Origin of the sequence: Nocardioides astragali, assembly GCF_024436375.1 — a bacterium.
Classification (GTDB): domain Bacteria; phylum Actinomycetota; class Actinomycetes; order Propionibacteriales; family Nocardioidaceae; genus Nocardioides; species Nocardioides astragali.
On the sequence record NZ_JAFMZM010000003.1, the window covers coordinates 786263 to 812320 of the forward strand.

Below are 26058 nucleotides of genomic sequence, written 5' to 3' on the forward strand. Positions count from 1 at the left end.
CGACACGCCGTACGCCACTCGCGACACGCCGCGCCTGATGGCCCGACCTGCGGGCATCGGGCCCTCGGGGATTGCGTGTGGCTGAGGTCCACGGGCGGTCGGATCACTGAGCGATCACCGACTCGATCACCTTGCGGGTGAGCATGACCACGACACCGTCGAAGTCGCCGGTCCCCGCCTCGATCCCCCGGGTCAGCGCATCGAACGTCACGGTCTGGAACACCAGGTCGGCCAGTGGGGCGAGCTCGACGGCGCGGTCGAAGTCGGCGCCGGGGAAGGCGTCTCGCCACGGGAGCAGGACGGTGTGCACCCGGTCTCCCACTTCTGCCCCTTCTTCCTGGGCGATCCAGTGGGCGAGGTGGGTGCCGTCGAGGAACGGGTGGGTGAGGCACCCGTCGCTCCAGTCGAAGACCCGCACGCCCGCGCCGTCGAAGGCCACGTTGCCCGCATGCAGGTCGCCGTGGGCCAGGGTGTCGGGGAAGCCGCAGGCCCAGAGCTCCCGCACGCGCGCCTCGACGACCGGGATCGCCTCGCTGAGCGCCGCCTGCTCATCCGCGGTCAGCGCGTCGAGCTCCGGGCTGGTCGTCAGCGCCTCGCGCCACGCCGTCAGGGTCGTCTCCAGTCCTCGGTCAGGAGCACCGGCCCTGCGGAGCTCGTCGATCCAGTCCAGTGACGAGATCTGAGCCGCGGCCCACAGTGGAGCCAGGGCGGTCGCGGCCTCGGCCGGTGCCCCGGCGGTGTCGACCCCCGGCAGCGGCTCGGTGAGGAGCCAGCCGCGGTCACGCTCGACGCCGACCACCTCGGGCACCAGGTCGGGCACGTGGCGCGCGACGGTCTCGACGATGGCCGCCTCCGCGGAGAAGTGCTCGCAGCTGGCCTTGAACCACACCGGCCCACGGTCGGTCGGGACGACGTGGACCGCCGAGATGCTCCAGACGCGGTGGGTGCGGAGCGGACCGGTTCGTGAACGGCCGGTGTCCGCGAGCACTGTGTCGATCCATGCCTCGACCTCGTCGTGCCACCCCGGGCGGTACCAGTCGGGACGGCGCGCGGGCGGCGTACCCCAGTGCTCGCGAACCGATCGCACGACCTGGGTGCGCACGTCCTCGGGGAGGTCGTCCGTGTGCGCCCAGCGCCCGCGCGACGGCGCACCGCCACGCGCACCGACGACGTGCAGGCGGTTGGTTTCGTCGAGTACGACCACCGGCGCGAGGTGCACGGCGTCGGTGAGGAAGCGGCTGGCGCCAGCCGTCGCCGTCGCAGCGCCACCCCACTGGCCCTGCTCGAAGGCCGGGAGCCGTCCGTCATCGTCCACCCACACGCGGTCGCCGTCGGTGAGTGCGACGTGAATGTTGCGTGGGTGGCCGGTCACCGGCGGATCATGGCACGAGCGTGCCTCCTGGAACGCATGACAATCTCTGCCGCGTACGTCAGGATCCCTCCATGGCATCGGGGGAGAAGAAGCCGGCGCGCTCGCGCGTCGTACTGACCGACATCAGCTCGCGGGCATGGGAGCACCCGGCGGACAAGGGTGCACTGGTCGCGCTCCGCAAGCTCAAGGGCTTCGACGTGCTGCTCAAGACGATGTCGGGCGTCTTTCGCGAGCGGGCGTGGCGACTGACCCTGCTCGGCTCCGCGGTGCGGGTCGACGAGCGACAGTTCGCGCGGCTGCACCGGCTGCTGGCCGAGGTAGGTCGCAGCCTCGACGCGACCGACCTGCCGGAGATGTACGTCCAGGCCGACCCGATGCTGGGCGCGCAGACGATCGGGATGGACAAGCCGATCATCGTGTTGACCTCCGGGTTGGTCCACCACCTCGACGACGACGAGCTGCGCTTCGTCATCGGCCACGAGCTCGGCCACGCCGTGAGCGGGCACGCGATCTACCGCACGCTCCTGCTGCGGCTGCTCGGCCTCGGCGGGCTGCTCAACGCCATCCCTGGCGGTGCCATCGGCATCCGGATGGTCACGGTCGGCCTGCTCGAGTGGTCCCGCAAGGCCGAGCTGTCTGCCGACCGGGCCGGGCTGCTCGCCAGCCAGGACCCGACCGCGGCCCTGCGCACGCACATGAAGCTCGCCAGCGGCGGCACGCTCGAGGAGCTCGACGTCACCTCGTTCCTGTCGCAGGGGGCCGAGTACGACGAAGGCGGCGACGTGCGCGAGTCGCTCATCAAGCTCTCGCTGCTCCAGCAGCAGAGCCATCCCTTCGCGGTCGTTCGGGCGACGGAGCTGCGGCGCTGGATCGACTCCGGGGCCTACACCGCCATCCTCGGCGGCAGCTACCCGCGTCGCGCGGACGACGACGGTGCCTCGGTGAGCGCGGCCGCCCAGGAGGCTGCGGCGAGCTACTCCGTGGCCTTCGAGCAGACGCAGGACACGCTCGGTCGGCTCGTGCACGACCTCGCGGGCTGGATGGGTTCGGCCAGCACGTGGATCAACGACCGGTTCCGCCGCGGCAGCGAGAGCGCCTGAGCCTCGACCCTAGTGGCCCGGACGTGCTCGGGCCCCGGACACGTGTGCCGTGTCCGGGGCCCGTCGAGCAGTAAGCAGTGGTGGTGGTGCCGCTACCAGACCCGGCGGGCGGAGCCACCGATCGGGACGAAGTTGAGCACGAGGCCCACCACGAGCAGGATGATGCCGATGGTGGTCAGGATGCTCTCCGCGAGAACGAGCCCGAGGATGAGCAGGATCAGTCCGAGGACAATCATGATTTTTGCCTCCTTGTGAAGCGCCCGTTGTGGGCGGCCGTTCCACTCTGCCGGGGCGTGCACCAAATGGAAAGTCGCTCGCGCCCGAAGGGGTGAGGCGTCAATCCCCCGTTGGGGTGAGGCGCCAGTCGGTGGGGGAGAGCGCCCGGATCGCCTCGTCGATGGCGAGGGTGCGGCGGGCCGACTCGACGTGGAGGTTCTCCACCATCTTCCCGTTGTAGGTGACCACCCCGGCTCCCTGTCCTTCCTCCCAGGCAGCGATGAGCCCGCGGGCGTCCTCGACCGCCTGCTCGCTCGGGGCGAAGGCGGCGTTGGCGCCCTCGACCTGGCCCGGGTGGATCAGGGTCTTGCCGTCGAAGCCCATCTGGCGGCCCTGCTCGCACTCGGCGAGGAAACCGTCGAGGTCCTTGACGTCGTTGTAGACACCGTCGATGACGGCGATGCCGGCCGCGCGACCGGCCAGGAGCGCGGTGTGGAGGCTCGGCAGGATCGGCCCCCGCCCGGGGACGTGCTCGGCGTACAGCTCCTTGACGAGGTCGTTGGTGCCGAGGACGAACGCGCCGAGGCGCTCCGACGCGCTTGCGATGGCCAGCGCGTCGAGGATGGCGCCGGGGGTCTCCACCATGGCCCAGAGCCGCGTGTGGTCGGGGGCGCCGGCCTTCTCCATCGCCGCGACGAGCTGCTGCACCTCGGCGGCGCTGCCGACCTTCGGGACGACGATCGCGGCAGGGCCGGCCTGGCTGGCCGCGACGATGTCGTCGTCGTGCCACTGGGTGCCGATCCCGTTGACGCGGATGGTGACCGTACGCCGGCCGTAGTCGCCGCTGCCGGCCGAGGCCGCGGCCGCCTCGCGAGCAGCCGGCTTGGCGTCGGGGGCGACCGCGTCCTCGAGGTCGAGGATCAGCCCGTCGCACGCGATGGCCTTGGCCTTCTCCAACGCCCGCTCGTTGGAGCTGGGCATGTAGAGGACGGAGCGGAGGGGGGTGAAGTCGCTCATGACTGGTGCACCTCGACCTGGTCGGGGATGGCGGCGTACTGCTTCTTCAGCTCCGGGTCGATGGCGGCCAGCTCCTCGGCCAGCGCGACCATCACCTGGCACTGCTTGACGGAGGCGTCGTCCTCCATCTTCCCGTCGATCATCACCGCGCCGGTGCCGTCGCCCATCGCGGTGATCACCCGGCGGGCGTGGGTGACGTCCTCCACGCTGGGGGAGAAGACCTTGTTGGCGATCGTGATCTGCACGGGGTGCAGGCTCCAGGCGCCGACGCAGCCGAGGAGGAAGGCGTTGCGGAACTGGTCCTCGCAGGCGACCGTGTCCAAGATGTCCCCGAACGGCCCGTAGTAGGGATAGATGCCGTGCATCGCGCACGCGTCGACCATCCGGGCGATCGTGTAGTGCCACAGGTCCTGCTGGTACGACGTCCGCTCGGCGTCGTACTGCGTCTCGCCGCCGACCTTCGGGGCGTCCTGCCGCACGAGGTAGCCGGGGTGGCCGCCGCCGACGCGAGTGGTCTTCATCCGGCGGTCCGCGGCGAGGTCGGCGGGGCCGAGTGAGAGGCCCTGCATGCGGGGGCTGGCCGCGCAGATCTCCTCGATGTTGGCCACGCCGCGCGCGGTCTCGAGGATCGCGTGGACCAGGATCGGCCGGGTGAGGCCCGCCTTGGCCTCGAGCTGGGCGAGCAGCCGGTCGACGTAGTGGATGTCCTCGGCGCCCTGCACCTTGGGCACCATGATGACGTCGAGCTTGTCGCCGATCTCGGGGACCAGCGTGGTGAGGTCGTCGAGCACCCACGGGCTGTCGAGGGAGTTGATCCGGGTCCAGAACTGCGTCGGCCCGAAGTCAGTGGCCCGGCCGATGTCGACCAGGCCCTGTCGGGACTTCTCCTTGTTCTCCGCCTTGACCGCGTCCTCGAGGTTGCCGAGGAGCACGTCCACGGTGCCGACCATGTCGGGCACCTTGGCGGCCATCTTCTCGTTGCCGGGGTCGAAGAAGTGGATCGCGCGGCTCGGCCGGGCCGGGATCTCGCGGAGCGGCGCGGGGGCTCCGACGGCGAGCGGGGCGAAGAAGTCCTTCGCGGTTCGTGTCATGGGGCGGAACCTACCGCCGCCCGGCCGCCGGCGGGTATGGCGCAGGTCTCAGCCGAACTCCCCCGCTGCGTCGCTGAAGTAGCCGAGCTGGGTGAGCACCGCGTCATCCACCCACGCCTCGATGATGCCGAGGTTCTCCACGATCATCCCAGCGCGCAGGTGGAGCCGCTGGAACTCCTCGCTGGCCGTCATCGTGGCGATGCCCTGGACCGATCCCTTGATCAGGAAGAACCCTTGGAGGTCACCCCCGTGGGGATTGAGCAGGACGGGCTCGAAGCTGTCGATCGATCCGTCCGCCACGCGCTCGCCGTAGTAGGTCGCGGCGTCGTTGAACACGTCGAGGGAGCGCTTCTCACGCCCGCGGACCGGTTGGCCCCACCCGACGAACAGTGCTGATTCGGACATCTGGTTCACCTCGTATCTCCGACGGCCAGTCCCGACCACGCTAGGCACGGGCCCCTCTCGAGGTCATCGCCCATTCGAGGGAACTGGTCACGGGCGGGCGACGAAGTAGGCGTTGAACGGGTCCTCCTCGAGGTCGTGGACGACGACGTCGGAGAACCCCGCGTCGTGCAGCATCCGCTCCGCTGTCTGCACCCCCCAGACCGTGCCGAGCCCCTCACCTCCCTGGCCGAGCGAGACGGCCATGCAGTGGAAGAGCGAGGTCGCGTAGAGGAAGCTCGCCCACGGAAGATCGAGGTTCTCCTCAAGGTTGCTCGAGGACTTGATGTCCACGACGAGGAACGTCCCGTCGGGACGCAGGGCCTCGCGGGCATTGGCCAGCACAGTCGCCGGGTGGGCCTGGTCATGGATGGTGTCGAACGCGGTCACCAGGTCGTACGAAGCGGGCTCGGCGATCGGCGACGCGACGTCACACACGACGAAAGTGGCGTTGGTGAGTCCCCACTCCTCGGCCTCGGCCCGGGCGATGGCGATGGCGTCGGGGGAGAAGTCGAAGCCCCAGAAGCGACTCGCCGGGTAGGCCCGGGCAAGCAGGTTGATCGCGTGGCCCTCTCCGCACCCCACGTCGGCGACGTCGATGCCCGCGCGCAACCGGTCCTCGACCCCGGCCACCGGCATGATCGTGGAGACGAGGGAGGAGTCGTTCACCGAGGCGCTCTCCTCGGCCTGGATGGCGTGGAAGCCCGGGTAGTCGTCGTAGGTGAGCCCGCCGCCCTCCCGGAAGGCACGCACCACCTTGGGCTGCACCTGCCCCCAGAGCGCGTTGTAACGCATCATCCGGGCCAGGTTGTCCGGGGTCCTGCCCGTGAGGAACGGCGCGTGGTCGGGGCACAGGTAGTAGGTGCGGTCTGCGGGGACGTACTCCACGAAGCCGGCGGTCACCATGCCGCCCAGCCATTCACGGACCCACCGTTCCTGGAATCCGGCGGCGTCGGCGAGCTGGGCAGAGGTGACGGGTGGCAGTCCGGCGAGCGTGTCGAAGAGGCCGAGCTCGTGCCCGAGGCTGCCCAGTGTGCAGATCGCGCCGTCGTTGGCGATCTGGAGCACCCGGGCGAGCACGGCTTCCGGATCGGCGTCCGGGGCGGGTGCGGTGGCATCGGTGGTCTGTGCACTCTCGATGGCGGTCATGACGTCCTCCTGGGCGTGGTCGATGGTGCTTCCGACGCTAGGACCGCAGACCGTCCCGGCGCGTCGGGCGAACACCCCATCCCCGAGCGCCCACGTGAGGCGTTCGCACCACGTCTCCGGAGGTCAGACGCCGTGGTCGCGTGCCCACGCCGCTGCAGCCGTGCGCGACCCGACTCCGAGCTTGGCGAAGATGTTGGCGAGGTGGCGGCCCACCGTCTTCTCGCTGATCACCAGGGCGGCGGCGACCTCGCGGTTGGTCGCGCCGGAGGCGACCTGGGCCAGCACCTCGGCCTCGCGCTCGGTGAGCCCGCCGGGCAGCGTGGTCCTTGCCGTGAGCCGGGCGATGTCCGGGACCGCTCCGAGCCGGGTGTGGATGGCCAGTGCGGTGGCGTTGGCGGCGAGCGCGCGCTCGGGGTCCCCGGCGGCGAGGTGGGCCGCGGCCAGGGCCTCGTGGACGGTGGCCGACGCGTAGCGGTGGCGCTGCTCGCGGTAGACCTGCGCGGCCCGCTCCAGCAGAGGCATGGCCTCCAGCGGGCGCCCGGCGGCGAGGTGCACGGCCGCCCGAGCCTGGGCGGCCCGCGCGGTGAGCCCGGGGGTGCCGAACCAGGCGGCCGTCTCCTCCAGCTCCGCGGTCAGCGACTCGGCGTACGCCGCCTCGCCCTGGGCGAGCGCGATCTCGACCGTCGGCAACAGCATCTGGGCGCGGCCGAGCCGGGTGGCGTCGGCGAGCCCGACCCTCAAGGCGGCGAGCGCGTCGGCGGTCCGGCCCTCCGTGCGCAGCAGCAGGGCCGCTCCCGGGAGGGCGGCGTGGTTGAGCGTGCGGGCCAGCTCGTACGCCGACCGCGCGCCGTCGGCGTCGCCGCGCAGGCGGCGTACCTCACCGAGCGTGTAGTAGCCCTCGCCGGCCAGCCAGCCGTGCGCGCCGACCAGGTCGGCGCTGCGGTCGCCGAGCTCGCGCTCGACCGCCTCCCAGTCGCCCTCCGCCGCCACCAGCTGGAGCTCGTGGATGCGGGTGACGTTGGCGAACATGAACGTGCGCCCACGAGGGCCGCTCCAGCGGGCCATCGCGGCGGTCCAGGCGCGCATCCGGGCCAGGTCGCCGAGCTCGTCGCACAGGTGCACCACGGTGCAGTAGAGGTCGCCGGACCACAGCGGATCGACGTGGCCGGCGAGCACCGGGAGCATCGCCTCGTCGAGGTCGGCGAACCCCTCCGCGGTGCGGCCGCGGCGAACGGCGGCCAGGCCGCGCAGGGCCAGGGCGAAGCTGGCGAGCATGGGGTCGCCGAACTCGTGGGCGAGCGCCTCGACCTCGTGGGCGGCGACGTCCGCCACCTCGGGGTCGCCCGACATGTCCATGTCCGCCGCTGCGTCGATGTAGGCGAGGCAGCCGTGCTCGACCGAGCGAGGCAGGCCCTGGAGCAACCTGCGTGCGCGGGCCAGCCACGCGGTGCCGACCTGGACGTCCCCGCGCGTGAACCACTCCATCGCCAGCCGCAGCGCCCGGTCCGCGGCCTGCTGCTCCGCCCCCTGGGCCACCAGTCGCTGGTAGACCTCCTCGGAGACGGCCATCGACCTGGGCGAGTCACCCATCCACCACGCCGCCTCCGCGAGCAGCTCGAGATCGGCCGTGGTGAGCTCCGGGCGGCAGCCGGCGAGCGCGTCGTGCGCGGCGCGCCAGTCACGCCGCGCGAAGGCGTCGCGTCCCACCGTGACCAGGTCGGGGGTCATCCTCCGAGTGTGGACTCGCGGCGGTGTCGCGGCAACGACCCGACTCAGCAGCGCTGTCAGCGGCGGCGCCACCAGCGGCGGGGCCGATCCTCCTCGGACTTGCGGGCGGCGAGCGCCGCGCGCTGGGCCTCGATCCTGGCCGTACGCCGCTCCCGCCACGCGGCGACCTCCGCGTCGACGTCGCGCTGCTGGGTGATCACCGGCGGACCGGACGGGCCGACGGGCGGGGTGTAGATCGCCTTGCGGACGCGTGCGTTGAAGTCCGCGACCTCGCGGCGCACCTCCGACTCGACGTTGATCCGGTCGAGCCGTGCGTCGAGCTCGGCGTCCTCCTTGCGGATCGCGAGAGCGGGCGGGAGGAGGGCGATGTTCTCGCGCTCGACGAGCTTCTTGACCCACCAGTCCGGGTCGTGCTCGACGCCGAGGTCCGCGATCGGCTTGCCCTTCCCGGGCAGGTCGTCGAACTCGCCGCGCTCCATCGCCTGGCGGACCTGGAGGTCCACCCAGGTGGCCTGCTGGGCGATGCGTGCGGCAGCCGCCGATCGCCCGGTGCGGTCGTCGCGCTCGGGCAGGCGGCGGGCAGGGTCGGCGCCGGCGTCGCCGGCGGACGGTTCGAGGTCGGACATCAGGATCACCTCCGGTCCCTCCACTTTAGGTGGTGCTCGCAGGACAGCGCGCGTGACAGAGTGAGGTGATGGAGATCGCCGCCATCCCCGACCGAGCCGCTGGCGTGCAGCTTCACATCACGTCCCTCCCGGGCGGGCGCCTCGGCGAACCGGCACGCGACTTCGTGCGGTGGCTGGCCGCGGCCGGCCAGTCGGTCTGGCAGGTGCTCCCCCTGGCGGTCCCCGACGAGCACGGCTCGCCCTACGCGTCCCCGTCCGCCTTCGCCGCCTGGCCGGGCCTGCTCGAGGACCACGCCGCGCCGGTCAGCGGGCACGAGGTGTCGGCGTACGCCGAGCAGCACGCCTACTGGGCCGGGTCCCGGACTGCGGCGGGCGGTGACCTCGCCGACCAGGTGCGCTTCGAGCGTGAGTGGGGTGCGCTGCGGTCCTTCGCCGCCGACCACGGCGTGCGGCTGCTCGGTGACGTGCCGATCTACGTCGCTGCGGACCGTGCCGACGCCAGGGCGTGGCCCGAGCTGTTCCGGTACGACGCGGTCGCAGGCGTCCCTCCCGACGCCTTCACGGACACCGGCCAGCTGTGGGGCAACCCGCTCTACGACTGGGACGCCATGGCAGCCGACGGATATCGCTGGTGGGTGGAGCGACTGCGCCGCAGCCTGTCGCTCTACGACCTCGTCCGGATGGACCACTTCCGCGGTTTCGCGGCCTTCTGGGCCGTCCCGGCCGGGCACCCGACTGCCGAGCACGGCACCTGGGAGCCGGGCCCCGGACGGGCAGTCTTCGACGCGGCGACGGCGGTGCTGGGCCCGCTGCCGGTGCTGGCGGAGGACCTCGGGGTCATCGACGCGTCGGTCGTCGAGCTGCGTACCGCTCTGGGGTTTCCCGGGATGGCCGTGCTGCAGTTCGCCTTCGACCCCGACGGCGAGGACCGGTCCCACGAGCCCGAGAACCTCCGCTACGACCAGGTCGTCTACACCGGCACCCATGACAACGACACCGTCGTCGGCTGGTGGTCCACCCTGCCGGTGCGGCGACGACGGGAGGCGGAGCGCGCCTGGCGGGCGGCCGGCATCGACGAGGGCGATCCGGCGTGGTCGATGATCCGGCTCGCGCACGCGGCCCCGTGCAGGCTGGCCATGGCGCAGGCGCAGGACCTGTTGTCCCTGGGCTCGGAGGCGCGGATGAACACGCCTGGCACCGCCGCCACGTGGTCGTGGCGACTCGGTCCCGGGATGCTCACGGCAGACCTCGCCGCCCGGTTGCGCGCGGTGACCGAGGAGTCCGGTCGCACCGAGTGACCCCCGGGGACCGTCCGGGGTCAGGCAGGGGTGGATCCCGATGGCCCGGCGTCCGACGGCGCCGCAGGCTGGGTCCATGGAAAAGATCCGTGCATCGCTCGCCCGCCAGGGCCTCGTCCGCTCGTCCGACCGGGGACTCCTCGGCGGTGTCTGCGCAGGAGTCGGCCGCCGCCTCGGCCTCACGCCGTGGGTGACGCGGCTGCTGTTCCTCGTGACCCTCGTCGTCGTCCCTGGCAGCCAGTTCCTGGTCTACCCGGTCCTGTCGTTCCTGATGCCGAGCGACGACAGCGTCGCGGCCGCGACCCACGTGCCGTACGCCCCCCGCTGAGGACGCACCACGCGGGACGTCATGCGGAGCGCGCCACTGGTTGCCCCCTCCGTATGACGTCCGGGACGGATCCGCCGCCGCTGAGCGCCTGGTGCGATCGTCGCTGGCAGGGCTGTGGCGTCAGGCCGACCGGCGAAGCACACTGGACGGATGATCCGGACCGAGGCCAGCGACAAGTGGGTGCGAGGCCGCCTCGGCGGCCGGGTCGTGGTGGAGTCCCGCGAGCCGCTCCTGGTGTGGCAGGGGCGGTTCCCGCCCGTCTACGCGTTCCGCCGCGACGAGGTCGCCGAGGACGTGCTCGTGCCGGCCGAGGCACCGACGTCCGCCCGGTTCTCCTTCTTCGCGCCGCAGGTCCCCGTCGCCCAGTGGTACGACGTCGCCTCCGGCGGGCAGGTCCTGCCCTGCGCCGCCTGGACGCTCGACGACGAGGCGGTGAGCGACCGGGTCGTGCTCACGTGGGAGCCGGGGCTCCTGGAGTGGACCGAGGAGGACGAGGTGGTCACCGCCCATCCCCGCGATCCCCACAAGCGCGTCGAGGCGCTGCCCAGCTCGCGGCACGTCGAGGTCGCCATCGGCGGCGTGACCGTGGCCAGCAGCGAGGGTCCGGTCCTGCTGTTCGAGACCGACCTGCCGACGCGCTACTACTTCGCGCGCGAGGACGTACGACTCGATCTGCTCGAGCCCACCGACAACACCTCGGTGTGCCCCTACAAGGGGATCGCGGACGGCTACTGGACGTGGCCGGGCCCGCCGGCGATCCGCAATGTCGCCTGGTCCTACGCGGCGCCGGCGCCCGCCGTCGGGGCCGTCCAGGGCAGGGTGGCGTTCTACAACGAGCTCGTCGACCTCACCGTCGACGGCGTCCTGCAGGAACGCCCGGTGTCCCACTTCAGCAAAGCGTCTCAGCGGCCCGGGGCGGACGCCTGACCCCATGCCTCGCAGGCAGACCCAGTCGAACGAGGAACCGAGGTGAGGCGAGCGGTGTAGTCGCAGCATGAGGATCATCGCCGCCGTTGTGCTCGCTGCCATCGCCACGCTCGGCCTCGCCGTTGCTCCGGCCTTCGCGAAGGGCCCCACAGCCGCCACCGTCGAAGGCCCCGGGATCGATGGGCGACACCTGGTCTTCCCCGAGGGCGACTACGCCGAGCTCGGCAGGCTGACCGAGGTCACCGGCTTCTGGAACGCCTTCAGCGACCAGGGGCTCGCCGCCGAACCACCCGTGCCGGAGGCCGACCTCGGCCCGCGCTACACCGTCCGCTGGCAGATGGGGAGCTCGTGGCTGGAGACCTTCGTCTATCCGTTCGCCTCGACGCCGGCCATGCGGCTTCCCGAGGCCGCCGCCCGCGCGACCGGCCGCAACCGCGGTGGGTGGACCACCGGATCATCCGAGGTGAGGAGCGTCTTCGAGACGTACGGCGCCGCCGCCTCCGCCGCACCGTCCACCACCGCGCAGAGCAAGGCCACGGACTCGACCGCGGACGCCGACGCGGCCGTGAAGTCAGGGGTGAAGTCGGGCGGTGCTGCGACGAGCTCGTCGAGCGGCGGCCCCGACGTGGCGCCGTTCGCGGTGGGGGGCGCAGCGCTGTTTTTGTTGGCCGGCGCGTCGGTCCTCCTCAGGCGACGGGCTCGGGCACCTCGGGCGGTGCTGCGTCACTGAACGTGTGCCTGGGTGCTGCCATCAGGGCCAGCGCGGCGAGGAACGCGGCGCCGGCGCACACCGCCCAGACCGTCAGGTAGCCGCTCAGGGGCGCCACCTTCTCCGCCGTCGCGTCGAGCGAGCCGGTCGCGGTCAGCGCGATCGCGAAGATGGCGGAGGCGATCGCGCCGCCCACGGTCTTGGTGCCGTTGGTCATGCCGGTCGCGATGCCGGTGCGCTCCGGAGGAGCGGCGGCCGCCGCGGCCGCGGGCAGGGCGGCGACGAGGGCCCCGGAGCCGAGTCCGGCGACCGCCATGTTGATCAGCGCCTGCCAGGTGTGGTCGTGGAACGGCAGCCACAGCAGGTAGCCCACGCCCACGAGCGCGCAGGCGACGACCAGCGCCCGTCGTACGCCGCCGAGCAGACGGGTCGTCAGCGGCAGCGTGAAGGCGCCGATGGCCAGCGTCACGACGTAGAGCCCGATCAGCGTGGACATGAAGGCCGGGTCGGCGCCGAGACCGTAGCCGCGCTCGGCCGGGTCGGCCTGGGCGTAGGTCGAGAGCGGGATCTGCCCACCGAGCACGGGGATGCCGAAGAGGAACGCGGTCACCTGGACCGGCCACTGCGCCGGGCTGGAGAGGAGACGTACGTCGACGATCGGCTCGGGGTGGCGCTGCTCGAAGCGCCAGAAGACGACGAAGACGGCGCAGGCGAGCAGGATCGTCGACCAGCCGCGCAGTGAGCCGGCGCCGTCGAGGCGCAGCCACACCAGGCCGCCCATCAGCACGCCGAGCGACGCAGTGACGAGTGCCAGCCCGGCCCAGTCGATCCCGCCGGTGTCGTCGCCGGGCACCTGCTCGATGCCGGCGAGGATGACGAAGAAGACGGCCGTCACGACGACCGCCGGCAGGGCGAGCAGGAGGTTCATGTCCATCGTCTCGACCAGGAGGCCGCTGGCGACGGCTCCGATGATCACCGCCAGCTCGAGGGAGCCGACCAGGATCCCGGCGCCCCGCCGGGTGAGCAGCTCCTGCCGCCCCGAGTCGCGAGTGCGGCGGTGGATGATCGCGATCTCGAGCGGCAGCCACACGACGTACGCGCCCTGGATCGCCCACCCGATGAGGAAGGTGGTGAAGGTCGGCGCGAAGGCCAGCCACCACGAGCCGAGCGCGGTGACGGCCGTCGAGATGAGCAGCACCCGCTTGTGGCCCACGAGGTCGCCGAGTCGCGCGAGCAGCGGGATGCACAGCGCGCTGACGATCAGCTGGGCCGCCTCGAACCAGTTGATGTCGCCCTCGCTGATCGAGAGGTGCTCGGCGATCTGCGGGTAGATGGGCGTGTAGTAGCCCTGCAGGATGCCGCTGGCGAACTCGACCAGGACGAGGAAGCCGACGATCGTGGCGAGGCCACGCGCGGCCGTGTGGGACGTGGGCGAGCCGGTGTGGGTGCTCAATGCGGCAGCCTCTCGATCAGCAGCTGGTACCACCGGGCGCCGTCGAGGAGGTCGGCGATGCCGATGTGCTCGTCGTAGGAGTGGATGGCCTGGCGCTGGGCCTTGCTCATCCGGAACGGCGCGAAGCGGTAGACGTGCTCGCTGATCGCGGTGAAGTGGCGGGAGTCGGTCGCGGCCATCATCACGTACGGCGTCGCGACCGCGTCGGGGAAGACGTCTTCGATGCAGTCCTCGAGCAGCTCGAAGGCCTCGCCCATCGGCGAGACCGGCGAGGGCTCGCCGGCCGCGAGCACGTCGATGCGGATCGAGTCGTCGGCGACCGCCTTGCGGATGTGCTCGACCGCGTCCGCGACGGTGTCGCCCACCATGACCCGGATGTTGAGCCCGGCCTTGGCGGTCGACGCGATCACGTTGAGGGCGGGTGATCCGCTGAGGGTGGTGGCCGCGACCGTCGTACGCGTCATGGCTGCGGCCTCGGGCCCGGCTGTGAGCAGCGCGCGGGTGACCACCGGCGCCAGCCGGTCCGCGCGGCCGAGCAGCGGTCGCAGGGGCAGCGGGACGTGGGGGGCCAGGCGGCGCATCAGCTCCAGCGTGGGAGCGGGCGCGGACGCTGGGAAGGGCGACTTCTCGATCCGCAGGATCGCCCGGGCGATGCGGACGGTGGGTCCGTTTCGCGCCGGGGTCGAGGCGTGGCCGCCGCGGCCCTCGGCGACCAGCTCGAGCGAGGTCGTGCCCTTCTCGGTCACGCCGATGACGCCCAGCGGCGCCTTCACGCCGGGGAACGCGCCCCCGGCGATCGCGCCGCCCTCGTCGAGCACCAGCCACGGCGTGATCCCACGGTCGCGGAGGATGCCGACCGCCTGGATGGCCGCCGCGCCGCCCACCTCCTCGTCGCAGCCGAAGGACAGCCACACGTCCTGCGCCGGGGTGTGCCCGGCCTCGAGCAGCGACTCGACGGCCTCGCAGATCGCGGCGACGCAGCCCTTGTCGTCGAGGGTGCCGCGGCCCCAGATGGCCGGGCCGACGGGTGAGTCGTGGACCTCGCCGCCGAAGGGCTCGTGCTGCCACGGCGCCTCGGCGTCGACGGGTACGACGTCGAGGTGGGCCATCAGCACGACCGGCCGCTCGGCACTCGTGCCGGCCCAGTGGAAGAGCAGCCCGTGGGCGCCGACGCGGGTCAGGTCGAGTCGCTCGTGGAGCAGCGGGAACCACCGCGCCAGCTCGGCGAGGAGTCGGTCGAAGGCGTCGGTGTCGACGCGCGACGCGTCGCGGTCGGAGACGGTGGGGATGCGGACGAGGGCCTGCAGGGCACCCACCACACGCCCGTCGACAGGCGGAGCAGTCATGGGGTGACCGTAGGGCATGGCTCCCGATCCCATGGCCTGCTGCGACGGCCGGGGATCGAGAGACATGCCCTGCGCCGCGAGGTCAGATGAGGGCGCTCTCATGAGTGACTCATGCGGGTGTCATGAGCGGACCGGAGAGTCCTCCTCGTCAGCCGGGACAGACCCGGGTACCGAAACCGAAGGAGGCCGTCATGGCCCGCTCCGGAATCCTCACCGCCCTCGCGCCGGCCGTCCAGGCCCGTCGGGGCGACTCCTCCAGCGACGACGGGCGCCGCCGCCGGCGTCGGCGTCGTCGCCGCAACCGCAGCCGCTCGCGCTCGAGCTGAGCCTGCGCGCTCCCACGACGGGTGGGCGGTCCGGTCCCGGGCCGCCCACCCGTCCCGCTCGTCCACCCCGCACCACTGAGGAGGCCAGGTTGTCCACCGCTGTCGGCCGAAGGCTCGCTGCCGCCCTGCGTGCCGCGCCCGAGCAGTCGGCGCTGGTCGACGTCGCCGCGTCGCTGCGGCTCACCGAGGTCGCGCGCCGCTTCTGGCCGCTGCTGCGGCCGCTGCGCTGGTGGCTGGCTCTGGGCGTGCTGCTCCTCGCGGCGGCACCCGCGATCTCGGTCGCCGAGGCGCTGCTCTACCAGCGCCTCGTCGACGACGTCCTCGTGCCGGCGGCGTTCGAGCCGCTGCTGGCCCTGGCGATGCTCTACATCGGTCTCAACCTGCTGAGTGGGCTTGTCTCCGGCGCCGACGACTACCTCGCGACGTACGTCTCGCAGCGCTTCCTCGTCGACCTGCGCCGTGACGTCTTCTCCCACGTGCTCTCCCTGCCGGCCGCGACCCACGACCGGCGTCGCCTCGGCGACACCCTCACCCGGCTCACCTCCGACGTCGCCGCGGTCGAGAGGTTCATGGTCAGCCACGTGAGCGACGGCCTGGGCGCCCTCGTCCGGCTGGTCGTCCTGGTGGCTGCACTGCTGTGGATGCAGTGGCAGCTGGCGCTGGCGTCTCTCGTCGTGGGCCCCCTCTTCTGGTGGATCTCGACCCGCTTCGCCCGGCTCACCCGCGACGTCTCGCGCGAGCGGCGACGCCGGGGAGGCTCGCTGGGCAGCGTGACCGAGGAGGCTCTGGCCAACGCCTCGCTGGTGCAGTCCTACGGTCGCGAGGACCGGGCGGTGTCGTCGTACGACGGTCACAACCGCGCCATCGCGGGCGCCGAGCTGGCCGCCAGCCGCATCCGCGCCGTCTTCCTCCCGCTCGTCGACCTGGCCGAGCTCGTCGGCGTGCTGCTCGTCGTCACCCTCGGCGTGTGGGCACTGGCGACGGACAAGCTCACGCTGGGCGGGCTGCTCGCGTTCTTGGCCCTGCTCCTGCAGTGCTTCGGACCCGTCCGGACGTTGGCCGACCTCGTCCCGGCGCTCTACTCCGCCAGTGCCGGTGTCGAGCGGGTGGTCGAGCTGCTCGACGAGCCCGCCGGCGGAGACCGTCCTGGTGCCACACCGCTGCCGCCCGGTCGGGGCACGGTGTCGGTGCGCGGGGTGTCGGTCACCTACCCGGGGGCACGCCAGGTCGCTCTTCCGGACCTGTCCCTGGACGTCGACGCCGGCGAGGTCGTGGCCCTCGTCGGACCCAGCGGCTCCGGCAAGACGACGGTGGGCCGCCTGCTCACCCGCCAGCTGGTCGCCGACACCGGCGTGGTGGCCGTCGACGGGCACGACGTGGCGGCGCACACCGCCGCGTCCGTCCGCGACGCGGTCACCGTCGTGCACCAGGAGCAGCTGATGATGGATGCCAGCGTCCACGACAACCTCGTGCTCGGGCGGCCGGACGCCACCCGCGCCGAGGTGCGCGCCGCTGCCCGGGCGGCAGACGCGCACGACTTCGTCGAGCGGCTCCCGAGCGGGTACGACACCCGCATCGGCCAGCGCGGCCGCAGCCTCTCCGGCGGACAGCGGCAGCGGCTGGCCATCGCCCGCGCGCTGCTGCGCCCGGGGCGGGTGCTGGTGCTCGACGAGCCCACCACGGGGCTCGACGCGGCTGCGGCGCGGCGCCTGATGGCCTCGCTGACCGGTGGCGAGCAAGACCGCACGATCATCGTCCTCACCCACGACCCGGTCGTGCTCGAGCACGTCGACCGAGTCGTCTCGCTCGACCCGGACCGCACCCGCGAGCAGGTGACGACGTGAGCCGGCAGCGGAGGCCGACGGGCGACCTGCCACCCGGCTACCGGCCGATCGCCCTGCTCGCCGACGGTCGTCGGCTGGAGACGTGGGACGCCTGGGACGAGACCCGAGGCACTCGTTGCGTCGTCAAGCTGCTCCGCGCGGACCGTCGTGACGACCCGCGGGTGCGGCAGGCGGTGCTGCTCGAGGGGCACCTCGCCACGACGCTCGCGCACCCCCACCTCGTGCGGGGCTACGACGTCCTCGACGAGCCGCCGACGGTGGTGCTCGAGACCCTGCGCGGCGCCACGCTCGCCGCGCTGGTGGACGAGGAGCCCCTGGGCCTGGCCGATGTGGCGGAGCTCGGCTGCCAGCTCGCGTCGGTCCTCGGCTACCTCCACCGCCACGACTGGCTGCACCTCGACCTGAAGCCGGACAACGTGGTCGTCGACCACGGCCTGGCGGTCCTCATCGACCTCAGCCTGGCCGGCCGGCCCGGGTCGGGTCGCCCGGGGGCGGGCACGCGCGGCTACCTGGCCCCGGAGCAGGCGCGCGGCCGCGGGCTGTCACCTGCCACCGACGTGTGGGGCCTGGGCATGACCCTCGTCGAGGCGCTCACCCGCACCGCGCCCTTCGGCGACGAGGCGACGTGGGACTCCCGCCGCCGCTGGCCGCTGGTGCACCGCCCAGCACCGGGCGCCCCCGCGGGCCTCGACGAGCTGCCGGAGTCCGTACGCGACGTGCTGGGCGCCTGCCTCAGCCTCGACCCCGCGGCACGTCCGATGCTGGGGCAGGTGCGGACCGCGCTCGAGCCGCTGCGCTCACCAGCGTCCGCGGTGCACGACGTTGTCGCGCCGCTCCCGCCGCGCCGGTGAACCGGCCGCGCCCGCGTCGGCGACCCGGTGGCCGACGGTGATCGCGCCGATCGGGGTGTGGTCCGCGGGGACGTCGAACGCGGCCCGGAAGCCGTCGACGTGCTCGGCCGGGATGCCGAAGAAGCAGGCACCCAGGCCCTCGTCGACAGCCGTCTGGAGGACGAGCAGTGCGGCCATCCCGGTGTCGACGTACCAGTAGGGCACCGGCCACCGGGTCTCGTCACGGTCGGTCCAGCCCTTGTCCGGCTCGGCGTAGCGGTCGAGGTAGGCGGCCTTGCAGGCCAGCGGCACGATCACGACCGGTGCGGTGCGCATCCCGTCGAGCCAGGCGTTGTGGGTGTCGGGGTCCGCCCCGGTCGACTCCCAGAACCGCGCGACGTCCGCGGGAGTGTCGAGCACCAGGAACGCCCATCCCTGGCTGAACCCGGCGTTGGGTGCACGCTGCGCATGCTCGAGCATCCGGTCGACGACGGCCGGGTCCACAGGGTCGGGGCCGTAGCGGCGCACCATCCGGCGACGGCGTACGACGTCACGGAACTCCATGCGCCCACTCTGACAGGCCTGGGCCGGCGCTCCTCTCGCTCAGAGTGGCGAACGTGAGCAGCTGCTTGCGCATCATCACCAGGTCACCCCAGGCCAGCAGGTAGGCCCGGAGGCGCCCGGCACCGCTGCGCGACGTCAGGAACACGTCGCAGCGAAGCGTCGTGCCCGCGACCTGTGGGACCGTCTGATAGGTGCACACGAGTGGTCCGAACGCGCGGAGGGCACCCGGGTCGGTCAGTGTCAGCTCGAGCAGGCGGTCCGGGACGAGCGCGGTGACCGTGAAGATGCCCATCATCGACGTCCCCTGCTCGACCGTGAGGCCCTCGATGAGCCGTCGCGGGCTCCGGCGTCCCCAGTTGTCGAGGAGGTCGTAGGAGTACGGCGCCACCTGCAGCTGGACGAGCCAGCGGAACACGGCGTCCGGCGGCGCCGCGACGGACACCGAGCGGACGAGGTGCGGTCCGTCGTACGTCGCCGGGGCGGGAGGCGCGAGGGACGCGCCGGTGTCGCCCCACGTCCACGGCAGCCCGCGCATCACCGCTCACCCGCGCGGCGTGCGGCGTAGGCCAGCCCGGCGACGACCAGGGCGATGCCCCACAACGGCCAGAACAGCTCCGGCGCCCAGGCCGCCCAGTCGGCCACCGCGCCGGGCGTCTCGTCGATCTCACCGACCAGGGCCAACCGCCAGAACGCCAGACCCGCGGAGAACACCACCGACCCGACGAAGACACTGGGCACGACGGCCATGGCCACGGGAACCGCACGTCCGCCGAGGACGGGCAGCCACGACCAGAAGACCTCGCCCCACCGTCGCACCAGCCCGATGGTGAGGACGCAGCCGGCGAGCGCGGCGAGTGCCAGCCCCAAACCGGCGTACTTGCCGTCGCCGAGCTCGACCAGGAACTCGTCGCGCACGCCGAACGGGATGCCGAGGGCCCACGCGAGCCGGGTGAGGGCGTAGAAGGCTGGTACGGCGACCGCGACGACCACCGCCGCCCGGCACGCGCGTGCGGCCGACTGCGGCGACCAACCCGACCCGCGGGCACTGGAGGCCCGGATGGCGGTCGCTCCGGTGAGGACGAGCGCGAGGCCCCCGACGGAGTGGCCCACTGCGGCCAGGGCGGGCACCAGCACCGCCCCGTCGACCTCGGACGCCGGACCGATCCCGACGAGACCGAGGAGGAGCATCGGGCCGTAGCCCAGGAATGTGAGGGCCCGGACGTCGGCGAGGAGCAGGGCCACGACCAGCCCGCTCGCCACCAGCAAGGCGCCGGCCACGCGTGCCGATCGGGGGCGCAGCACCAGCCCGGCGACCGCCAGGGCCCCGAGCGCGACGATGAGTGCCGAGACGTCCGCCGAGGAGGACGAGCCCAGCACCGAGGCGGGCGTCGGCACCCACGGAGCGCCGGTGTCACGGACCAGGTGCAGGACGGCCGTGCCGGTGCAGACGATGGCCCAGAGCCCGGCCAGCCACGGGGCGAGGGCGGCGGTTCGGTGACCAGTCGCGGGACTGGTGGTGGAACTAGTAGCGGGAGTGGTCGTGGGAGCGTTCGTGGTGCGCGAGGCGTCGAGAGCTGTCATGCCTCCACGCTGTCGCGGGGTGCGAGCGCGTACGTCGTCCTGCGGTCGCGCGCACCTCATCCTCGAGGATGAGGTGCGGCTCAGGAATCCCCCGGACGCACCAGTCCGGACTCGTAGGCGAGGACCACGGCCTGGACCCGGTCGCGGAGGCTGAGCTTGGCGAGCACATGGCCGACGTGCGTCTTCACCGTCGCCTCCGACAGGTGCATGCGTCGGGCGATCTCGGCGTTGGTGTCGCCGGTCGCGATCTCGCGCAACGTGTCGGCCTCGCGCGGCGTCAGCTTCTCCAGCACGCCCGCGGGTCCGGCGCCCTCCGCCGGGGACGCCGCCACGTGCTCGATCAGCCGCCGGGTGGTGGACGGCGCCACCACGCCGTGCCCGGCGTGCACGACCCGGATCGCCTCGACGATCTCTTCCGCACGGGCGTCCTTCAGGAGGAACCCGCTCGCGCCGGCGCGGATCGCGGGAAAGGCGTACTCGTCGAGGTCGAAGGTGGTGAGCGCCACGATCCGGGTGTCCGGCAGCTCGGCGGTGATACGGGCGGTCGCCGCGATGCCGTCGAGACGGGGCATCCGCAGGTCCATCAGCACCACGTCGACCCGGCGCGAGCGCACGAGCTCGAGAGCCTCGATGCCGTCCGCCGCCTCGCCGACGAGCCGCAGGTCGGGCTGCGACTCGACCATCATGCGCAGTGCCGTGCGCATCAGCTCCTGGTCGTCGACGATGACGACCCTGATCTCTTCCCTGATCTCCTCCCTGATCTCCTCCCTGACCACACCGTCGCTGCTCGTCATGCCGGGATCCTCGCCTCCACCAGCCAGCCGCCCTCGACCCGCCCCGCGCGGAACGAGCCCCCGACCGCATCCAGGCGTTCCTGCATCCCGAGGAGTCCACGCCCTCGGGTCGGGTCGCCAGCCGGGGCCGTCGCGTCCTCGTTGCTGATCGCCACCCGCAGGGCTGCCGCCTCCCAGGTCAGCGCCACTGTGGCGGACGAGCCGCGAGGCGCGTGCTTGACCACGTTGGTGAGCGCCTCCTGGACGAGGCGGTAGGCAGCCGTCTCCCGCACCGGGAGGAGGTGCAGCGGCTCCCCGGCCACGGCCAGGTCGACCGGCAGGCCAGTCGTGCGCACCTGCTCGACGAGAGCCGGAAGATCTCCCAGCGTGGGCTGCGGCGCCCCCGGCGACGCACCGTCGCGCAGGACGCCCAGCAGGCCACGCATCTCGGCGAGGGCCTCGCGGCCGGAGGTCGCGATGGACTCCAGGATCTGCGGAGCACGCTCCGGCTGGTCGGCCACCACCATGCGACCGCCCTCCGCCTGGGCGACCATCACCGCCAGCGAGTGGGCCACGACGTCGTGCATCTCCCGGGCGATCCGGCGCCTCTCGTCAGCGGCACCCCGCTCGGCCAGCGCGCCGATCCAGGCGGTCCGGGTCGCGCGATAGCGACCCAGTGCCCAGGCCGCCGCGGTCCCGCCGAGCACGGCGGCGGTCAGGAACAGCCGCCACACCCACTGCGCCGAGACGGGCAGCACGAACGCCGTGTCCCACAGGCGTACGACGGCCAGGAAGCAGCCGGTCAGACCGACCCCGAGCGCGATGGTCGGCCACGGCGCGGCGGTGTGCGCGGCGACGGCGTACAGGAGGACGAAGAACACCAGCCCCGTGGGCAGGAGCACGGGGGAGTAAGGCCCGCCCGCCTCGAGCGCTGTCGGTCCGCCGAGGTCCGGGGCCGCGACGACGACGAGCATCGCGAGGCACCCCAGGCCGAAGGCCTCCCTGGGCCAGCGGTGGGCCAGCGCGACGAGCACGTGGAGGCCGACCAGGGCGACGATCAGCACGGTGGTCCAGGCAGGTCGGACGCCGCCGTCGCGGACGGACGTGATCCCGACCGGGAGCAGCAGGAGAGCCAGTGCGCCCGCAAGACCACCCTGCAGTGCGCCGCCGAGCCAGCGAGGCCCTGGCGACGGGGGCGCGATCGTGGTCATGACGGCCAACCTAACGCCGGGCCCCCGGGTCTCATATCCGAGACGACTTGCCGGGGCCGTGCGTTGACCGGGGTCGACGGTCCCGGTGGACTGGGGTCATGCCCCCCAGTCGTGACCTCGAGGAGATGTGGCGCGACCTGGCCCCGGTCGGCCGTTCGGCCTCGTCGGGCGGCTACTTCCGCCAACCCTGGGCCTCCGCCGAGATCGAGCTGCGGGAGTGGTTCGCCGAGGAGTGCGCCGCCCGTGGGCTCACCGTCGAGACCGACGGGATCGGCAACCAGGTCGCCTGGTGGTCGCCCTCGTCCCCGTCGGTCGAGGAAGGCGCCCCACGCCTGCGCCGTCCTGAGGAGGCGCGCCAGCGCCGTCTCGAAGGGTCGCGAGACCAGGGCGTGCTCACCGGCTCCCACCTCGACTCCGTCCTCGACGGTGGTGCGTACGACGGTCCGCTGGGCGTCGCGTCCGCGCTGGCCGCGATCGACCTGCTGCGCGAGCGGGGCTTCGAGCCCAGCCGTCCGATCGGGGTGTCGGTCTTCGTCGAGGAGGAGGGCTCGCGCTTCGGCCGCGCCTGCCTCGGCTCACGGCTGGTCACCGGTGCGACCACGTGGGAGGAGGCACGCGAGCTCCGCGACCGCGACGGGACCTTCCTCGGTGACGCGGTGTCCGCGGCAGGCCTGGATCCTTCGCGCGGCCTGCTGTCGCTGGAAGGTGTCGGCACCTTCGTCGAGCTGCACGTCGAGCAGGGGCGCGACCTCGTCGACCGCGACGTCGCCGTCGGCCTGGCCAGCGAGATCTGGCCGCACGGGCGCTGGCGCTTCGACTTCGCCGGGCAGGCCAACCACGCGGGCACCACCCGCATGGAGGACCGGCACGACCCGATGCTCACCTACGCGATGACCGCGCTGGCCGCCAACAAGCAGGCCCGGCTCGCCGGGCAGCGCGCGACCTTCGGCCGGGTCTCGGTCGAGCCCAACGGCACCAACGCGGTGCCCTCGCTCGTGACCGCCTGGCTGGATGCCCGGGCCTCCGCTGACGACACCCTCGCCGCGATGGTCGCGGAGATCTCCCGCCAGGCCGACGAGCGCGCCGGTCGTGACGGCACCTCGCTGGTCGTGACGCCCGAGTCGGTGTCGGGCTCGGTGGCCTTCGACCCCGGCCTCGCCCAGCGGCTGGCCGGGCTCGGCGACTGGCCGGTCATCCCGACCCAGGCCGGCCACGACGCCGGCATCCTGTCCGACGCCGGCATCCCCACCGCGATGGTCTTCGTGCGCAACCCGACCGGCGTCTCGCACTCGCCCGACGAGCACGCCGAGATGGCCGACTGCCGCGCCGGGGTCGAGGCACTGGCCGACGTGCTGGCCGAGCTGACCGGGGCGCCGGAGTGACGGCGTACCTGCTCGAACGGGCCTGGCTGCCCTCGGCCTCCGGTGGCGCCTTCCGCGACGACGTGCTCGTCGAGGTGGAGGGCGGGCGCTTCACCGCGGTGACGCCCGACAGCGACCCGCCACGCGCGATCCCCGTCCGGGGACTCGTCGTCCCCGGCCTCGCCAACACCCACAGCCACGCCTTCCACCGCGCGCTGCGCGGCCGCACCCAGCGCGAGCGCGGGACGTTCTGGACCTGGCGCGACCAGATGTACGCCGTCGCCGCGCGGCTCGACCCGGACTCCTACCTCGCCCTCGCGCGGGCGACGTACCGCGAGATGGCTGCCGCCGGCATCACGTGCGTCGGCGAGTTCCACTACGTCCACCGTCGGCCGGACGGCTCGACCTACGACGACCCCAACGAGATGGGCCTCGTGCTGGCCGAGGCGGCCCGGCAGGCCGGGATCCGCATCACGTTGCTCGACACCCTCTACCTCTCCTCCGGATTCGGCGTCGCCCCCCGAGGAGCCCAGGTCCGCTACGTCGACGGCTCGGTCGAGGAGTGGACGTCGCGGGTCGACGCCCTCGACGGCGGTGCTCATGCCGTGACCGGCGCGGCCGTCCACTCGGTCCGGGCGGTGCCGGCGTCCGAGCTCGACGCGGTGGCGTCGTGGGTGGGCGAGCGGCCGTTCCACGCGCACGTCTCCGAGCAGGTCGCCGAGAACGAGGCGTGCCTCGAGGCGTACGGCGTCACGCCCACCCGGCTGCTCGCCGACCACGGCCTGGTGGGGCCCACGACGAGCCTGGTCCACGCGACGCACCTCACCGACGACGACATCGCGCTGATCGGCGGGGCGCGGGCCTTCGCCGCCTTCTGCCCGACGACCGAGCGTGACCTCGGCGACGGCATCGGCCCGTCGCGGCGGCTCCACGACGCGGGCGCCCGCCTGACCCTCGGCAGCGACAGCCACGCGGTGATCGACCCGTTCGAGGAGATGCGCGCCCTCGAGCTCGACGAGCGGCTCGCCACCCAGCAGCGAGGCCACTGGAGCGCGCCCGAGCTGCTCGAGGCCGCCACGGCCGCCGGCCACGCGTCCCTCGGCTGGTCCGACGCCGGCGCCATCGCGGTGGGTCAGCGCGCGGACCTCGTGGTCGTGGACCCGGCGAGCCCGAGGACCGCCGGGGCCGGGCGTGACGAGGGGGCCGTCGCCTTCGCGGCGTGCGCCGAGGACGTGCAGCGGGTGATGGTCGACGGCCGGTGGGTCGTGGAAGAGGGGCAGCGCTACGACATCGGCCTCGAGCTGGAGGCCGCGATCGCCGGCATCTGGGGAGAGATGACATGAGCACCCCACGACGTTCTTCTCCCCCGCACCGCTTCACCCCACGGCCTCCTGCCTCCCCCGCTGCGCTCCTCCCCCACGAGCCCACGGGGACCCCGAAGCGCTCCTCCGAACAACGCCGCAGGGACCCCGCATGACAACGACCGTCATCACCGGCATCGGCGAGCTGGTCACCAACGACCCCGCGCGCCGGGAGCAGGGCGGCCTCCTCGGCCTCCTGCCCGACGCGGCCGTCGTGGTCGAGAGGAGTCGGATCGCCTGGGTCGGCCCGGGCGCCGAGGCGCCGGATGCCGACGTCCGGGTCGACGCCGGTGGCCGCGCCGTCATCCCCGGCTTCGTCGACTCGCACAGCCACCTGGTCTTCGCCGGCGACCGGTCGGCGGAGTTCGAGGCCCGGATGACCGGCGAGCCCTACACCGCCGGCGGGATCCGTACGACGGTGGCCAGGACGCGCGCCGCCACCGACGAGCAGCTGACCTCGCACGTCGCCCGGCTCGTCGCCGAGATGCGTGGCCAGGGCACCACCACGGTCGAGATCAAGAGCGGCTACGGGCTGTCGGTCCACGACGAGGCGCGTAGCCTCGCGGTCGCCCGCCAGTTCACCGACGAGACCACCTTCCTCGGCGCCCACGTCGTCCCTGACGGCACCACGCCCGAGGACTACGTCGCCCTCGTCACCGGTCCGATGCTGGCAGCCGCGGCGCCGCACGCCCGGTGGATCGACGTGTTCTGCGAGGACGGCGCCTTCGACGTCGACGAGGCCCGGGCGATCCTGCTGGCCGGCACCGACAGCGGGCTGCGCGGACGGCTCCACGCCAACCAGCTGACGTACGGCGGTGGGGTGCAGCTGGCCTGCGAGCTCGGCCTGGCCGCGGTCGACCACTGCACCTTCTTGTCCGGCGACGACGTCTCCGCGCTGGAGTCGAGCGGCACGATCGCGACCCTGCTGCCGGGCGTGGAGTTCTCCACGCGCCAGCCCTATCCCGACGCCCGTGGGTTGATCGACGCGGGCGTCCGGGTCGCGCTCGCCAGCGACTGCAACCCGGGCTCCTGCTTCACCTCGTCGATGGCGCTGTGCATCGCCCTGGCGGTCCGGGAGATGCGGATGAGCCCGGCCGAGGCCCTGCACGCCGCGACCGCCATGGGCGCCGCGGCCCTCGACCGCGACGACGTCGGCGTGCTCGCCCCTGGCAACGCTGCCGACCTCGTGCTCCTCGACGCGCCGTCGTACGTCCATCTCGCCTACCGGCCCGGGGTCCCGCTCGTGGCCGGGGTCTGGCAGGCCGGCCGCCCGGTCGTCGGCACCCCCTCCTGACCCCCGGTGGGTAGTCCGCTGCGAATCGCGGGTCATCGCCGCCGGCAGACCGGCTTTCTGCAGCGGACTACTCCGCCAGGGACGGCGCGCGCACTACCTCAGACGGCCTCGT

The 26058-nt window shown here is 72.9% G+C and carries 26 protein-coding genes; 11 read left to right on the forward strand and 15 right to left on the reverse strand.

All coding sequences use genetic code 11. From position 1 onward, the window contains the following. Positions 1-103 precede the first annotated feature (103 nt). Positions 104-1372: a phosphotransferase family protein gene (locus J3P44_RS12940; protein WP_255890806.1), complete on the reverse strand. Its 1269-nt coding sequence runs from the start codon at positions 1370-1372 to the stop codon at positions 104-106. A gap of 71 nt (positions 1373-1443) precedes the next feature. On the opposite strand from J3P44_RS12940, the gene J3P44_RS12945 reads away from it, so the two are divergent. Beyond that, positions 1444-2472: a M48 family metallopeptidase gene (locus J3P44_RS12945; RefSeq protein WP_255890807.1), complete on the forward strand. Its 1029-nt coding sequence runs from the start codon at positions 1444-1446 to the stop codon at positions 2470-2472. Positions 2473-2564: 92 nt separating this feature from the next. Here the strand turns inward: J3P44_RS12945 and J3P44_RS12950 are convergent, their stop codons facing one another. The 7 genes from J3P44_RS12950 to J3P44_RS12980 form a co-directional block, all read right to left on the reverse strand. After that, entirely contained in the window at positions 2565-2708 is a 144-nt protein-coding gene (locus J3P44_RS12950) for a hypothetical protein (RefSeq protein ID WP_255890808.1), read from the reverse strand. 100 nt (positions 2709-2808) lie between these two features. Next, positions 2809-3705, reverse strand: coding sequence for an HpcH/HpaI aldolase/citrate lyase family protein (locus J3P44_RS12955; protein WP_255890809.1), 897 nt, complete (start codon positions 3703-3705; stop codon positions 2809-2811). Next, a complete protein-coding gene (locus tag J3P44_RS12960) occupies positions 3702-4796 on the reverse strand; it encodes an HpcH/HpaI aldolase/citrate lyase family protein (protein ID WP_255890810.1) in 1095 nt (364 codons plus the stop codon). The genes J3P44_RS12955 and J3P44_RS12960 overlap by 4 nt, the downstream gene beginning before the upstream one ends. Positions 4797-4844: 48 nt before the next feature. Further along, positions 4845-5201 (reverse strand): hypothetical protein, encoded by a 357-nt coding sequence (locus tag J3P44_RS12965; protein WP_255890811.1) that lies wholly within the window; start codon positions 5199-5201, stop codon positions 4845-4847. Positions 5202-5288: 87 nt separating this feature from the next. Continuing rightward, a complete protein-coding gene (locus J3P44_RS12970; RefSeq protein WP_255890812.1) occupies positions 5289-6386 on the reverse strand; it encodes a class I SAM-dependent methyltransferase in 1098 nt (365 codons plus the stop codon). A gap of 123 nt (positions 6387-6509) precedes the next feature. Continuing rightward, positions 6510-8114 (reverse strand): helix-turn-helix transcriptional regulator, encoded by a 1605-nt coding sequence (locus tag J3P44_RS12975; RefSeq protein ID WP_255890813.1) that lies wholly within the window; start codon positions 8112-8114, stop codon positions 6510-6512. A 56-nt stretch (positions 8115-8170) separates the two neighbouring features. Beyond that, positions 8171-8740, reverse strand: coding sequence for a DnaJ family domain-containing protein (locus tag J3P44_RS12980; RefSeq protein ID WP_255890814.1), 570 nt, complete (start codon positions 8738-8740; stop codon positions 8171-8173). A gap of 68 nt (positions 8741-8808) precedes the next feature. Here J3P44_RS12980 and J3P44_RS12985 point away from each other — a divergent pair, with 68 nt between their 5' ends. From J3P44_RS12985 to J3P44_RS13000, 4 genes are all read left to right on the forward strand, one after another. After that, positions 8809-10038 carry a 4-alpha-glucanotransferase gene (locus J3P44_RS12985; RefSeq protein WP_255890815.1) on the forward strand — a complete coding sequence of 410 codons (1230 nt, stop codon included), beginning with the start codon at positions 8809-8811 and terminating at the stop codon, positions 10036-10038. Positions 10039-10114: 76 nt separating this feature from the next. Further along, complete coding sequence (locus tag J3P44_RS12990) at positions 10115-10366, forward strand: PspC domain-containing protein (RefSeq protein ID WP_255890816.1); 252 nt, start codon at positions 10115-10117, stop codon at positions 10364-10366. A 150-nt stretch (positions 10367-10516) separates the two neighbouring features. Continuing rightward, on the forward strand, positions 10517-11293 hold the full coding sequence (locus J3P44_RS12995) for a DUF427 domain-containing protein (RefSeq protein ID WP_255890817.1): 777 nt from the start codon (positions 10517-10519) through the stop codon (positions 11291-11293). A gap of 67 nt (positions 11294-11360) precedes the next feature. After that, the gene (locus J3P44_RS13000) at positions 11361-12023 is read left to right on the forward strand and encodes a hypothetical protein (RefSeq protein WP_255890818.1); all 663 of its coding nucleotides are present in this window, start codon (positions 11361-11363) and stop codon (positions 12021-12023) included. On the opposite strand, the gene J3P44_RS13005 is transcribed toward J3P44_RS13000, so the two are convergent. Together J3P44_RS13005 and J3P44_RS13010 are read right to left on the reverse strand one after the other, a co-directional pair. Next, positions 11980-13455: an MFS transporter gene (locus tag J3P44_RS13005; RefSeq protein WP_255890819.1), complete on the reverse strand. Its 1476-nt coding sequence runs from the start codon at positions 13453-13455 to the stop codon at positions 11980-11982. The genes J3P44_RS13000 and J3P44_RS13005 overlap by 44 nt on opposite strands. Continuing rightward, the gene (locus J3P44_RS13010) at positions 13452-14801 is read right to left on the reverse strand and encodes a M20/M25/M40 family metallo-hydrolase (RefSeq protein WP_255890820.1); all 1350 of its coding nucleotides are present in this window, start codon (positions 14799-14801) and stop codon (positions 13452-13454) included. The genes J3P44_RS13005 and J3P44_RS13010 overlap by 4 nt, the downstream gene beginning before the upstream one ends. Before the next feature lie 191 nt (positions 14802-14992). Between J3P44_RS13010 and J3P44_RS13015 the strand changes: the two genes are divergently transcribed. The 3 genes from J3P44_RS13015 (at position 14993) to J3P44_RS13025 (ending at position 17822) form a co-directional block, all read left to right on the forward strand. Continuing rightward, positions 14993-15127 carry a hypothetical protein gene (locus J3P44_RS13015; protein WP_255890821.1) on the forward strand — a complete coding sequence of 45 codons (135 nt, stop codon included), beginning with the start codon at positions 14993-14995 and terminating at the stop codon, positions 15125-15127. Between the two features lie 89 nt (positions 15128-15216). After that, positions 15217-16971 carry an ABC transporter ATP-binding protein gene (locus J3P44_RS13020; protein WP_255890822.1) on the forward strand — a complete coding sequence of 585 codons (1755 nt, stop codon included), beginning with the start codon at positions 15217-15219 and terminating at the stop codon, positions 16969-16971. Then, positions 16968-17822 (forward strand): serine/threonine-protein kinase, encoded by an 855-nt coding sequence (locus J3P44_RS13025; RefSeq protein WP_255890823.1) that lies wholly within the window; start codon positions 16968-16970, stop codon positions 17820-17822. Before J3P44_RS13020 ends, J3P44_RS13025 begins: the two co-directional genes overlap by 4 nt. On the opposite strand, the gene J3P44_RS13030 is transcribed toward J3P44_RS13025, so the two are convergent. The 5 genes from J3P44_RS13030 to J3P44_RS25815 all read right to left on the reverse strand — a co-directional run bounded on the left by J3P44_RS13030 (position 17769) and on the right by J3P44_RS25815 (position 21930). Then, complete coding sequence (locus tag J3P44_RS13030; protein ID WP_255890824.1) at positions 17769-18365, reverse strand: nitroreductase family protein; 597 nt, start codon at positions 18363-18365, stop codon at positions 17769-17771. The genes J3P44_RS13025 and J3P44_RS13030 overlap by 54 nt on opposite strands. After that, entirely contained in the window at positions 18352-18900 is a 549-nt protein-coding gene (locus J3P44_RS13035) for a hypothetical protein (protein WP_255890825.1), read from the reverse strand. Before J3P44_RS13035 ends, J3P44_RS13030 begins: the two co-directional genes overlap by 14 nt. Then, the gene (locus J3P44_RS13040; RefSeq protein ID WP_255890826.1) at positions 18900-19946 is read right to left on the reverse strand and encodes a hypothetical protein; all 1047 of its coding nucleotides are present in this window, start codon (positions 19944-19946) and stop codon (positions 18900-18902) included. The genes J3P44_RS13035 and J3P44_RS13040 overlap by 1 nt, the downstream gene beginning before the upstream one ends. A gap of 80 nt (positions 19947-20026) precedes the next feature. Next, positions 20027-20695 carry a response regulator gene (locus J3P44_RS13045; RefSeq protein WP_255890897.1) on the reverse strand — a complete coding sequence of 223 codons (669 nt, stop codon included), beginning with the start codon at positions 20693-20695 and terminating at the stop codon, positions 20027-20029. A gap of 41 nt (positions 20696-20736) precedes the next feature. After that, entirely contained in the window at positions 20737-21930 is a 1194-nt protein-coding gene (locus J3P44_RS25815; RefSeq protein WP_372496570.1) for a sensor histidine kinase, read from the reverse strand. Positions 21931-22028: 98 nt separating this feature from the next. On the opposite strand from J3P44_RS25815, the gene J3P44_RS13055 reads away from it, so the two are divergent. The 3 genes from J3P44_RS13055 to hutI all read left to right on the forward strand — a co-directional run bounded on the left by J3P44_RS13055 (position 22029) and on the right by hutI (position 25946). Continuing rightward, complete coding sequence (locus J3P44_RS13055) at positions 22029-23312, forward strand: allantoate amidohydrolase (protein ID WP_255890827.1); 1284 nt, start codon at positions 22029-22031, stop codon at positions 23310-23312. Further along, a complete protein-coding gene (locus J3P44_RS13060) occupies positions 23309-24634 on the forward strand; it encodes a formimidoylglutamate deiminase (protein WP_255890828.1) in 1326 nt (441 codons plus the stop codon). The genes J3P44_RS13055 and J3P44_RS13060 overlap by 4 nt, the downstream gene beginning before the upstream one ends. A 130-nt stretch (positions 24635-24764) precedes the next feature. Further along, positions 24765-25946 carry an imidazolonepropionase gene (hutI, locus tag J3P44_RS13065; protein ID WP_255890829.1) on the forward strand — a complete coding sequence of 394 codons (1182 nt, stop codon included), beginning with the start codon at positions 24765-24767 and terminating at the stop codon, positions 25944-25946. Positions 25947-26058 lie beyond the last annotated feature (112 nt).